The sequence below is a fragment of the Acidovorax sp. 100 genome, from assembly GCF_003688355.1.
Lineage (GTDB): Bacteria > Pseudomonadota > Gammaproteobacteria > Burkholderiales > Burkholderiaceae_C > Acidovorax > Acidovorax delafieldii.
The window spans coordinates 4999703-5012681 of the sequence record NZ_REFD01000001.1; the positions used below are offsets into that span (position 1 = coordinate 4999703).

The 12979-nt window shown below is 49.9% G+C and carries 7 protein-coding genes; 4 read left to right on the top strand and 3 right to left on the bottom strand.

Features of this window, described 5'->3' with window-relative positions; translation table 11 throughout:
- Positions 1 to 104: 104 nt before the first annotated feature.
- From C8C96_RS22925 to C8C96_RS24710, 4 genes are all read left to right on the top strand, one after another.
- Positions 105 to 2102, top strand: a complete 1998-nt coding sequence (locus C8C96_RS22925) for a tetratricopeptide repeat protein (RefSeq protein WP_121943745.1) — start codon at positions 105 to 107, stop codon at positions 2100 to 2102.
- An 81-nt stretch (positions 2103 to 2183) separates the two neighbouring features.
- On the top strand, positions 2184 to 3980 hold the full coding sequence (locus C8C96_RS22930) for a glycosyltransferase (protein WP_121943746.1): 1797 nt from the start codon (positions 2184 to 2186) through the stop codon (positions 3978 to 3980).
- Positions 3981 to 4193: 213 nt separating this feature from the next.
- A complete protein-coding gene (locus C8C96_RS22935) occupies positions 4194 to 6491 on the top strand; it encodes a pre-peptidase C-terminal domain-containing protein (protein WP_121943747.1) in 2298 nt (765 codons plus the stop codon).
- 18 nt (positions 6492 to 6509) lie between these two features.
- A complete protein-coding gene (locus C8C96_RS24710; RefSeq protein ID WP_147455705.1) occupies positions 6510 to 6845 on the top strand; it encodes a hypothetical protein in 336 nt (111 codons plus the stop codon).
- 128 nt (positions 6846 to 6973) lie between these two features.
- On the opposite strand, the gene C8C96_RS22940 is transcribed toward C8C96_RS24710, so the two are convergent.
- The 3 genes from C8C96_RS22940 to C8C96_RS22950 form a co-directional block, all read right to left on the bottom strand.
- A complete protein-coding gene (locus C8C96_RS22940) occupies positions 6974 to 7885 on the bottom strand; it encodes a GDP-mannose 4,6-dehydratase (protein ID WP_121943748.1) in 912 nt (303 codons plus the stop codon).
- Positions 7885 to 8919, bottom strand: coding sequence for a GDP-mannose 4,6-dehydratase (gmd, locus tag C8C96_RS22945; RefSeq protein WP_121943749.1), 1035 nt, complete (start codon positions 8917 to 8919; stop codon positions 7885 to 7887). Before gmd ends, C8C96_RS22940 begins: the two co-directional genes overlap by 1 nt.
- A gap of 103 nt (positions 8920 to 9022) precedes the next feature.
- The gene (locus C8C96_RS22950; protein WP_121944151.1) at positions 9023 to 12976 is read right to left on the bottom strand and encodes a glycosyltransferase; all 3954 of its coding nucleotides are present in this window, start codon (positions 12974 to 12976) and stop codon (positions 9023 to 9025) included.
- Between the last annotated feature and the right edge of the window lie 3 nt (positions 12977 to 12979).

A 12979-nucleotide genomic window follows, 5' to 3' on the forward strand; every position in this document is an offset into this window, starting at 1 on the left:
AACACTTTTTCACAGTTCGTCGTACTTTTCGCTCTGCTACACTGACCCGGCACTTTGCCTCCCGCTCGGGTTGGCGCCTCCCACCTTATCCCTCAAGCCCTTTCATGGCTGAATCCGGCAAAGCACCCTATTTTTTCGCATTGATCGTGTTGTTGGCCGTGTTGGGCGTGTACCTGCCAACATTGAGCAACGAGCTGCTGTTTGACGACCTGCGGCTGACCGAAGGCTCCATCTTTGGCGTGTACGGGAGCTTGCTGGATGTCAAGCAACGCATGATTTCGTATGGCAGCTTCGTATGGATAGAGCAGATCTTTGGCGCTGGCTGGTGGAAGCAGCGTATTGTCAACATCGTGCTGCATCTCGGCGTAGTAGCGGCCATGTATGGCTTCTTCAAAGCGCTTCTGAGCCAGACTCGCTTTCCTCAGGACATTGAAGAGCAAACACACTTTGCATCCTCTCAGCGCGCCGCCTTGCGGGTGGGAGTAGCACTGTTTGCCCTGCATCCCATGGCAGCCTATGCGGTGGGCTATCTGATACAGCGGTCTATCCTCATGGCTACGCTGTTCGCGGTGCTCGCTTGCTGGGCATTCGTACGCGGACTGCAAACGCAGCGTGTTGCGTGGTACGGGGGTGCACTGCTGAGCTACCTGCTCGCCGTGTTATCCAAGGAACACGCGGTCATGACCATTGCTCTTGCAGTGCCCCTCTACATTCATATCAAGCGGCCGGGCTGGAAAGAGATCGCGGCTTTGATGGGCGGCACGCTGTTGCTTCTGGCTGTGGTCACAGGAGTTCTCCTGCACTTTTACGGCAACGTTGTCGGCCGACTCTTTGACGAGCAGTCTCTGGCTTTTGCCCAGCAGCTGGAGGCACTGCAACCGGGGGTCACGCAGCGGATGTTTCCGCTGAGCATCCTCAACCAGGCGGCACTCTTCTTTGCTTACGGACTGCTGTGGGTCGTGCCTTATGTGGGATGGATGTCAATTGACCTGCGGCCGGCCTTCCCGCTGGGGTTTGCATCGTCATGGCACATAGTGGGTGGGTTGGGGTACGCAACCCTGCTTGTGGGTACCACGTGGCTGCTGTTGCGACGCACCGGAGCGCTAAGCCTCGTAGCGCTGCTTTTGCTTCTTCCCCTAGTATGGTTTGCCACGGAGTTTTCGACCATTTGGGTGCAGGATCCGTTCGTGCTGTATCGCAGTTATCTCTGGGGAGTGGCCCTGCCTGGATTGCTGGCCGTAGCGCTCACAGGCTTCAAACCACGCACGATCTACACACTGGGTATCGTGCTTGGATTGGTGTTTGGCGCCCTTGCCCTTGAACGCAACCTATCGCTGGCTGACGAAGTAACCGCCTGGACTGACGCGGCCGAAAAGACCAACCTCAAGGCCTCCGCCAACGCCGTAGGGCGTAGCCGCCCATTCTTGAATCTGGGCGCCTTTTACATACGCAAAGGCATGCTTGAGCAAGCGGAGCGGAGTATTGCCACGGCATCTGCACTGCGCGACCGAGGAGAACTGGGCAGCGGTGCGGTCTTCAATTCGGGCGTCATTCTTCAACTCAAAAAGAAACATGCCGAAGCCCTTCAGGCCTTTTCAAAAGCCGAGGAACAAGGCTATTCCGAGCCTGGTTTGTATTTTCACAAAGCCGAATCTCAGGCCGCCTTGGGGCAAGTTGTACCCGCACTAGAAAACTTTCGCATTGCGCTAGCCAAGGTAGAGAAAGACCCGCAGCAGCAGAGCGTAGTACCAACCATTCGTATCCGACTGGTCGAAACAGCTATGGCCGCTCAGCGGTACGACGAAGCCATCGGCGGATTCAAAGTGTTGCTTCAAACCAATCCCAACGACCCCAGGCTGCGGCTAGGCCTGGGCATGGCGTTAGTGGGCAAGGGGGAAGCGCAAGCCGCCATTGGAATCTTTGACCAACTCATCGCATCCCATCCGGGAGCCCCTGTCTATTACGGCCGGGCATTGGCACACCACCAAGCGGGTCAAGGTGCCGACAGCCTGAAAGATCTTGATGAAGCGATCAGATTGGATCCGCGGAACGCTCAGTACGGCCAAATGCGGGCAATCATTGCGGCTGCCAAAAGACGATAGTCACTCACAAATCAGGCTGGCATTCTTGTGGCGTTGCGCGTATTGCACATTGGTAAGTTCTATCCCCCGCACCGGGGTGGCATGGAGGTATTCCTTGCCGACCTCGTCAATGAACAACGAGCCTCTGGAATCGAGGCCGTAGCGATTGTGCACGGCTCGCCCGAGCCAGATGATCCACCGTGGATCAAACGTGTCCCCGTGCAACTCCAGTTTGTCTACGCTCCGCTGGCGCTGGGTTTTCGCGCCGCATTGGCTCAGGCCATCAAACAGCACAAGCCTGATGTGCTTCATCTGCACATGCCCAACAACTCGGCGCTATGGGTTTTGACACTGCGCGAGGCACGCTCGATCCCATGGGTGGTGCATTGGCAGTCTGACGTAGTGGTGTCACGCATTCGTGTCGCCATTGCACTGGCTTACAGGCTATACCGCCCTTTTGAACAGGCTGTATTGGGACGTGCGGCGCGCATTATCGCGACTTCGCCGCCGTACCTCGAGGCGAGCGAGCCGCTGCAGGCTTGGCGCGCCAAATGCGCTGTCATCCCATTGGGACTTGAGGCACCGAATGGGCCAATTACAGACGCATCCTTGGTTGCACGCTCCAGTCACTGGGTGGCAGGCAAACTTCGCCTGCTCTCCATCGGGAGGCTAACCTATTACAAAGGCTTCGAAACTCTGATCGCAGCAGCGGTTGGCGTGGCAGATGTGGAGCTACTGATCGTGGGCGACGGCGAGCTCCGTGGCGAGCTGCAAGCTCAAATCGACAAGCTAACTCCTCAGGGCCAAACACCCAACGTAAGGCTGCTTGGCAATGTAGACGATGCTGAAAAAATCATCTTGCTCCAAAGCTGTGACGTGTTCTGCCTCGCGTCTCGCGAACGGACTGAAGCTTTTGGCATGGTCCTGCTGGAAGCCATGCAACACGCCAAGCCATGCATTGTTTCATCTCTTGCCGGTTCTGGAATGCCCTGGGTTCTACAAACCGCAAATGCAGGGATTCAAGCGCCCCCGGAAGATGTAATGGCATGGGCCACGGCGATCCAACAGATGCAAGCCAATCCTCACCTGCGCCAACAATGGGGGGAGTCGGGGCGACGAGCGTTGCAGATGCACTTCTCCATAGGAGGCTGCGCGCAGGCCATCTACAACCAATACAGAGTGGCCGCTCCCGAAGCCGTCCTCGACACACCTTCCGGCAAGGACTTGCTCATCGTCATACCGGCTCGCAACGAAGCCGCGACCATTGGCGACCTGCTTCACCGATTGGACGCAGAAGGATGGCGTGATGTTTTGGTGATCAACGATCAAAGCACCGACGATACCCAGTCCATCGCGAGCGCGGCAGGCGCTCAGGTGCTCAGCCCCACCTTGCCCGTGGGTGCTTGGGGAGGAATGCAATTGGGCATCCGATACGCGCTTCGACACGGGTATCAGGCCGTAATAACCATGGACGCAGATGGGCAGCATGAGGTCGACGAAATACCCACATTGCTCCAAGCGCGGCAGCAGGCTGACCTCGTTGTAGGAGCCTTCCCCGAAAGAGCCAGCCCATTACGCCAATTGGCCTGGAACTGGTTCAGACATCTCGCTGGCTTCGATCTGCGTGACTTGACATCTGGCTTCCGCCTATACAACCGCCAGGTTCTGGAGGTTCTAGCCTCGCGCGAGGCTACGCTGCTTGACTATCAGGATCTCGGTGCGCTGCTACTTGTGCGCCGCGCTAGCCTCCAGATCACCGAAATCCCTGTCAACATGAACATGCGCACCATAGGGAAATCGCGTATTTTCAATTCATGGCTCAACGTGGCGAAATACATGCTTGCCACTAGCCTGCTCTGCTTGGCGCGCTGGGATCTCCGTTCGCGCAGCACCCCGTAGGACAAGGTCAGGTATAAAAGCTCGCGGGATGGACTGTTGCGCTCCAGCCGCTTTGCACATATTTGTTAACAATACAAAGATTAACCACCATAATCTTTGAAATAGTCTGCTTCTTTGACTCAGAAGTTGGGTTGCACCCACGATCTGCGCGTCTCGCGTTGACTTTATGGCTGTGTGCCGGGAAAAGACAACCAACATGAGAATGAAAAAATAATGCGTCTATCTATCTCAGCATGGCGCTCTTCGATAGCCGTTTTGTCTGTCACCGCGCTGGCAATTTTTTGCGGGCAAGCGTATGCACAGCAAGTGATGCAACTTGTCCCCGGGCAGGCACCGTCCGATAGAACCGCCCTGGCGGCATTGAGTGTCAAACCCGGCGAATCACTGCGAATCGAAAACCTCCGCGTCAACGACGCCAGCCCCACCGTGGTGAACCTGGAGTTGCGCCGCTCAGAGGTGGTAAGCGCGGGGACCCAGTACACCGTGGTTGATGACAAGGGTCGCCGCGCCTACCCACTGGCCGTCAACGCCCACTTTGTGGGGGTTGTGCAAGGCAAGCCAGACAGCTATGCCTTTGCGACAGTGTCACCCGATGGTGAAATCCGCACCATCATTCATCAGGACAAAGACACGCTATTGAACGAGTTGGTGCCAGCACGCAGCAGCGGTGACGGCAAAGCCATCTCGCGAGCGGTCGATCATCAAAGGGATTTCGTCAACAGAGAGTTTTCTTGCGGCGTGACACCAGCCTTCCTGCAAAGCGACCCGACCCAGCGCAAACTTCTTTTCCAACAAGTTTCGAACACTGGTGAATCAGGCTCTTCGCAAGCCATAAGTGAAAAGGCAGGCACCCAACGCAGGGCAGACATCATTATTGATAGCGACTATGAGTTTTACCAACTCAAAGGAACCGAGGCAACCGCATTCAACTACGTTGTGGATCTGTTCACCTACGTTGGCACCCGGTACCAAGCTGAAGCCTCTACCCGATTCAATTTGAAGCAGATCATTATTCGGACGACCACAGTCGACCCATGGAACGCCACGAATACGAGTGCCATGCTGACCGAACTCCGCAATTACGGAAACGGGGGTGCCTATGCACCGCAGACATGGCACCATGTTCACCTACTGAGCGGCAAGCCCGCGGGCGGCGGGATTGCTTACGTCAATACGCTAGGTGCTCCCAGTTACGCGTATGGTGTGAGTGCGGCGCTCGCAGGTAATTTCACGCCCTCAAATCCTCAAGTGATTTGGGACTCGGTGGTAGTAGCCCACGAAATTGGACATGCATTTGGTAGCTCTCACACCCATGATTATGACAACCCCGCCGTAGTACCCTCTCCTAACACAGGCGGAGCTATCGATTGCTGCTACTCAGGTAATGCAACCGGCCAGTGCGGCATCGCTTTGGGTGGGGCTGATCGTTTTGGTTATTTGCCAGGGCTGAGTTCGACCACGGGAGGTGGCGCGGGTCAAAGCAACGGCACCATCATGAGCTACTGTCATCTGCTATCAGGCGGAATGAGCAACATTGCGTGGTCGTTTGGTACAGGGCATCCGTATGGGGTCAACGCTGGGCGAGTGCCCATAGTCATGACTGGACAAGCACAGACCTACCTACCTCTAGACGCTTCCAGCACGTACGATGTATACGTCACAAAAGCAGGTGCTGGTACAAGCACAGGCACGGTTACCAGCGCACCCGCAGGTATTAACTGCGGCACTGACTGCACCGAGGCATTTGCAGTTGGCACTTCTGTGACCCTATCGGCCACTGCAGGGGCGGGCTATGTTTTTGCAGGTTGGTCTGGAGCAGGGTGTTCCGGCACAGGCACTTGCACTGTCACGGTGGACTCGTACAAAGGCATCACGGCCACCTTCAACACGCCGCCTGTAGGTGTACTTTCCATCGCAAAAATTGGCACCGGAGCAGGAACGGTAACGCGATCGGGTGGCGCCCTTAACTGCGGGTCAACCTGCACAGAATCTTTTACCCCTGGCGCTACTGTCACGCTTACAGCAACGCCAGCGGCCGGTAGCACTTTTGCCGGATGGAGTGGTGGAACCTGTAGTGGCACGGGTTCTTGCTCTTTCACCATCAACGCCAATACAACAGTCAATGCCCAGTTCAATCTCACCTCGGGCGGCACAACCACCACCCCCCTCCTCCAAAGCAATTTGTCAGGTAGTGCGGGTTCTACCCAGTATTTTTCCGTAGTTGTACCCGCTGGCGCTACGAACCTTGTTATTCAAATGAATGGCGGGTCCGGGGATGTTGACCTGTATGTCAAGTTTAATCAGGTTCCTACACTCAACTCTTACGACTGCCGCCCTTATCTAGACGGGAACGCAGAAACCTGCACTTTCACAACACCAAGCGCAGGCACTTATCATATTATGCTCAGTGGTTATCAAGCATTCAGCGGGGTCACTCTTGCAGCGAGCTACCAGTATACAAAAAAAATAAACGCTGATCTTACGCCCATTCTTAATCTTTTACTTGACTAACTTTAAAATAGAGGTCTTATGAAAAAAATTTTTAATATAATTTTTACAGCATCGATTCTGACATGCTTCAACTCTGCAAACGCCGGAATTTCCTCTGGAAAGGTTACCAGTGTTTTTATGCACACCCCAGATGTTGTAATGTTTGCAGCTGGACCAATGAGCAACCCTGCAGGCTGCGTAAGCAGTGTTCAACAATGGGCCATTAAACTATCCGACCCAGCCGGAAAAGGCTTTCTCGCAATTTTACTCTCAGCACAAGCGCAGGGAAAATCAGTATATGTCCAAGGCTATACCAATACATGCCGCGACTGGCCAGATCGGGAGTTACCATCTTATATTGTCATTCTCGATTAAAAATACAAGCCACATCAAAAAATATTTATTGGATCAAAATCCAGCTCTCAAAACATCACTACTAAATATTTTCAAAAACTTATTAAAAAACAACCGAATTGCATCCACGATGATTCAAGAGAATTAGATCAATTTCCTCGAAACATCCAGTCAAGTGTGGTCTGCAGTTTTGGCGTATGCCAGTCGCCAATTAGTCCACGCAACTTGGCGCTGTCACCGCTCAATGATCTGACTTCGTTAGCACGCACAAAAGCCGGATCGATCTGTACCTCCAGGGTGTGCCCTGCTATACATTCCAACATCTGTATCAATTCGCGCAATGAATGAGGATGACCGGAACATACATTGACAGTGACTCCCGCAGGACACACCTCAAGCAAACGACGATACGCCCGAGCGACGGCCCGCACATCAGAGAAATCGCGCCACACATCAATGTTACCAAGTTGAATGATATTCGCGTGCCGACGAAAATGAGCCACTATTTTAGGAACCAAAAAGACTTCTGATTGCCCGATGCCGGTGTAGTTAAAGGGCCTTGTTATTACTATAGGCAGTCGACTCATCCATAGCCGAGCCATCTGCTCCATGGCAATTTTACTGACTGCATAATCATTGGCAGGATTCAGAGGGGCATCCTCTGCCAAGACCCCCCCAGAAGAGTTGCCATATACATTTGCACTACTGGCCAACAATATGCATTTTGGCCTATGCATAGAGCCATCAAGTGCCGCCAACAGATTTCGCGTGCCTAAAAGATTCACTTTGTAAAAAGAATCTACGTTATCGTGCCCCACAAAAGCTATCGCAGCAAGGTGAATAACAAAATCGGGCTTCACTTCCGATACAACAGCGTTTACGCCAACGGCGTCGAGCAAATCTACGCAACGATAGCGTAGATCTACTGCATCAGGCTGTGTTCCAAGGCCATAAACCTCCCACCCATGAGCCAGCAACTCTGAAGCAACATAGCGACCAGTGAATCCCTTTATCCCTGTAATCAAAGCTCTGGGCTTTGCTGCGACATTTTCTATTGCCATCAGAATGACCAGCCACCCTGGTTACGCCTCAGATCAGCCTCCACCATCATCTGGCATAACTGCTCCAGGGTGGTTTGAGGCTCCCACCCCAACTTCGCTTTGGCCTTAGCAGGATCTCCCATCAACAGCTCCACCTCTGAGGGCCGATAGAACCTTGGGTTCACTCGCACAACTGTTTTACCTGTAGCGATATCTACCGCTATTTCAGAATCGGTTGCCCCCTTGAACTCCACATCGATGCCCGCTCCTCTAAATGCCATACGCACAAAGTCTCGCACCGTTTCAGTACGATTAGTTGCCAACACAAATGTATCAGGTTCGTCAGCCTGGAGCATACGCCACATACCATCCACATATTCTTGAGCAAAGCCCCAGTCACGCTTGGCATCTAGATTCCCCAACTCCAATGTATTAATTTTACCCAACTTAATTTTCGCGACACCATCTGTAATTTTTCGCGTGACAAACTCTAGCCCGCGCAATGGACTTTCGTGGTTAAACAAAATACCACTGCTCCCAAAAATATCATAACTTTCGCGATAATTCACAGTCATCCAATGCGCGTAAAGCTTCGCAACCCCATATGGACTACGGGGGTAGAACGGCGTCTCCTCCACCTGAGGAATCGCTTGCACCTTGCCGAACATCTCGGAAGTACTGGCTTGGTAAAAACGAATCTTTGGATTAACTATACGAATGGCCTCAAGCAAATTGACCACCCCAATACCGGTTATTGCCGCAGTCGTTACAGGTTGTTCAAACGAGACGCCGACGAAGCTCTGAGCTGCCAGATTGTAAATCTCCGAAGCATCGGTATTTTGCAACAGGCGAATACTTGATGATAAATCAGTTAGATCATACTCAACCAAATGCAAATTGGCACACTCACGTATGCCCAATTCTTGGATGCGCCAAAAATTGACTGAACTGGTACGGCGAAAAGTACCATATACAACATAACCCTTATCAAGCAGAAATTTAGCCAAATATGCCCCATCTTGGCCTGTAATACCCGTAATAATTGCCTTTTTCATAAATCGATATAAATATGTTATTTAACCCGAAAATCAAGTTAAAAAAATTTGCAAACCATCAACTGCCTATTTTTGAAAATTTCATTATTCAAAATTACACAGATTAGGCAACAACACTCGCAAGAAGCTTCTCTCGTCGTAACGATTTAATTATATTAAATAGTCGCTCAGACAAATATTCCCAATCATGGGACCTCAACCACTCCTCTTGGCGTTCGAACAACGGGTTGTCTTTTCCTTGAGCATTGAAGAGATGCGACACCGCACTAACAATATCTTGCACCTCTGAGCCATCCATCCTCCAAGTTACATCCGCGAGATCTGAAAATATCTCAAGGGGGCTAACAAGAACTGGTTTAAGAGTAGAAAGTCCAACCGTCACTGCAGCACTGGAGCTTTCTTGGGTATGCTTATAGGGAAAAATTACACAGTCAGCGGCGCCCAATTTTTTTTGCGAATCCTCTATTGGTAAATAATCAGTCATCCAATGAATATTTTTTTCGACTCCAAATTTCTTTGCAATCTTTCGACATTCTTCAATATAAATTGAACTGCGCTTATCCAAGATAGATGTCACAGCAATCAAATGAACTGACCTTTTAGTGACAGAAATTAATGGTGGTATTGCCTTGATCAAAGTATCAATTCCCTTGTGAGGCAAGGCAAAACCAAAGCAACCCAAAACTAACGCATCTGAAGGAATATTTAATTCAACTCTCACAGAAGATGAGTCGGAGGGCGCTAATGGCGCCATCCCCCCCAATTGGAGCATCATCACATTCTCAACCAAACCCAATGCAAGCAAATTATTTAAATCTTGAGGCTTGTGCACAATAATTCGATCTACCTTACTCAATGCTTCGATCGCAGTCGAGGTCAGTCTCGAATCATGGAGCAAGGGTTGTGTTGAATGCAACTCCAGAACAACTACCACACCCACTTTACTCAAATGAGCTAGTTGCTCGCAAAGAGCCTCCGTAAGAGGGAATAGACTGGGTTGATGCTGCACAAAAACAATATCAGTATTACTCTGATTTATTCGCTCAAGAAGTTTGTGAACACTATCATTTTCGCCAGCCCTCCAAGCTATTTCAGCATCTGGCGGAACATTAACAGTACGATCATCACAATATATTTTTAAACTCATCCGACGTTTATAAACACTGGGTGACAATAAGCTATTAGCATATTCTGCAATCCCGCATCGCGTTGCCCATGGGCTAACCGCAGCAACTCTTAGAGGAGAAGATTCAGAGCGGGATTGGTTTTGCATCCATTGTGCACTCCGTATTAATGAGCTAGCGCAGTTAGCCCAAGTATAAATTTTACGTACGTGCAATGCACCAGACTTAACCCGAGCCTCCAGTTCGGGATCTCTAATAATAACTTTTTCACGCACTCTCCGCATTTCAGCTGCCAAATGTAGGGGGTCGGGTTCCACCCAACAGGAATCACTGCTCCGCAAATGACTACGGGACGCTGAAAATTCGAAATTTATCAGCGTAGCAGTCGCGTGTGTACAGAAGTCCGCATGTGCGCTATGCCCCGTTGTTATGACTGGTAAGGCCAAAGCCAACGCTTCTGCCGCAGGAAGATTGAAGCCCTCTCCGCGCGACGGCAAGACCATGCAATGCGCAGTTCGATAAAGCCTAAGCATATTCAAATCATCCAAGGGATTCTCGTCAATAATGACTTTCGGGGGAAACTTCAACCCCTCACTTAAAGACTTCAGCTGTGCATGCACCTTGTTATGTGGATTTGGAAATGTCTTTATGTATAGCTCTACCGAATCAGCAGAAGTAAAAGTATTTAAATATGCCGACAAAAGTACATCAATCCCCTTGCGTTCGAACGCTGACGACACATGGAGAAAGCGAAACACCTGCCCAGCAGACACGGTTAGTTTATCAATAGGCTCTTCACTCTGATCAATCAAATGATCTATCCCGATCGGAATGACAAAAACCTGGATACCGCAGCCGGAATTTATTAATGCCCTTTTAACAGAGGTTGCAGCGACCCAAACAATATCAAAATTATTGTTAATATTTCGAACTACATCGATAGGGACAGAAGTTTCTTCCCAGAAGAATAGCACTCCACGCATGCCACATGGCTGCGTATCCGCAACAACTGGATAGTGATGTACTATTGAAATAGTGCCTTGGATCTCCTCAGAAGGAATTTTTCGCCAGAGCGCATCGTGTATAAGTGAGTCCTGCTCAGGGCTAAGCCTCGGCATCTCAGAACACAACTCATTTTCGTACGGTATATAGCTAAACCGTTTCTCATTAATACTTTCCATCCCAACGGCCAATCCACGATTAACTATAGCCAAACTATAGGCTCCTTCCACATGACCAACCAGCCTCACCCAGCAAGATTTAGCAATAACCAGTTCAGGAAGTGACATTGCTTCAGGAAGAACTGGAGTTTCAGGAAGAACTCGAGGATGATTTTTAAAATCTCCACTAATCGGAATTTTGTTAAATTCCACCTTGTGTACATGAGCAAACGGCGTACTCAACAATGCCTCTTTAAGCACATTTCGGCGGATTGCGACACTAACTAATTGGCGATGCAGCTCAGGGTAACGAATGAGCCATCTGCTTAGAATAAAGCGGATCTTTGGATAACTAAAGACTTGTCCAAATAGCCAGCCCAGAAGAGGCTGAGATTTTTCGATTCCGAAGAATAAAAGATAATTTAAAAAATTACGCACTACGAGTACAAAATCAAAGAATTTACCCGCCATCCACCGAAGTGGAGAAGAGATACGCCAAGACAGACTTTGATAAATTCCATTAATTTTCAACTGAAGTTTCAGCGTTTCTTCTTGATAAAAGGTGGCTTTTTTTTTGAGTTCACTGATTTCATGCTTATTCTTTTGAATTTCTGCGTGCAAATCTAAGATTTGCGCACGCCCTGAAGCAGCCTCGCGCGCCAAATCGTCAAAACGTACGTCTTGCTCATCTTGCAATTTTTTTGAAATATCACGAATGCGTTGAGCTAGTAAGGTCTCAGCACGAATCGCCAACTCACGCGCCCGACTTTCGTGCTCGGTTGTTCTTATAAGATCCGAGGATGAAACCATTTCATGCGAAAACGAAGGTCGGTGACGCTCCCGCGCAATCTGGATTGCGCTGAGATCAGCCTCAGTCCAACCACCTTCTATGAGCCACCGGTGGACTCTTATCTCAAGAGGTAGAAAAAATTGACTATCTCGTTCTGAGTACCGGCCTTGAGGCACTTCACAGTCAGAGAAATTGATTTCATTGATGCCCATGTTTTTGAGGGCAGCTAGAATTTCCAACTTGTAACAGGAAGAATCACTAAGGCTATCAATATTGATCATCAAATCCGCATGAACCATTCCCTCCCGAAGAGCCAAGCACCAAAGAAGGTAAAAAATGAGATAGCTTTTCTCACTAGTGAGTGCAATATTTTCATAAAATGAAAACAAATTGCTCAAACTCCTTTCCGAGCACGAAGGAATATCAAGCTCTGCCCAGATATTTTTCACAAGCGGAGGTGCTTGAGGAGAACTAACGATTATTAGATTTACAACATCAAAATATGACGTGACCTTATATGACCACCACTGATCCCATGGATTGCGCCATAAATATACGTGAATTCCTTCGAGATGCCTTTTAATAAATTCGATACGACCCGATGTGCGGCACTCTTGGAACACAGGTCGGCCTTTAGCGCCTCGTGCCAGGGTTCTCCAGTACTCAATTTCCGCTTCACTTTCTGGGTCGTAAAAATATTCTTCGTAGATTATTTTTTCGTTAATCGCTTTTTCCCACACAGGCCAAACATCGATTAATTCATCAAAATAAGACTTCTCCAGTTTTGGATGACGGAGCAGCAGCGTCTTAGAATCGAGATCATCAAATCTAAGACTAGATGGATCCGCCCTGTAGTAATAAGCAGCCTCGTGAAGAGGTTCCTGATAACACCAATAGCCCCCGCAACTACGACGAAATACATTGAATATATATGTACTTCCCGCACGAAAGATAGAATGAACGAAGATCGGCGAATTTTGCATAGA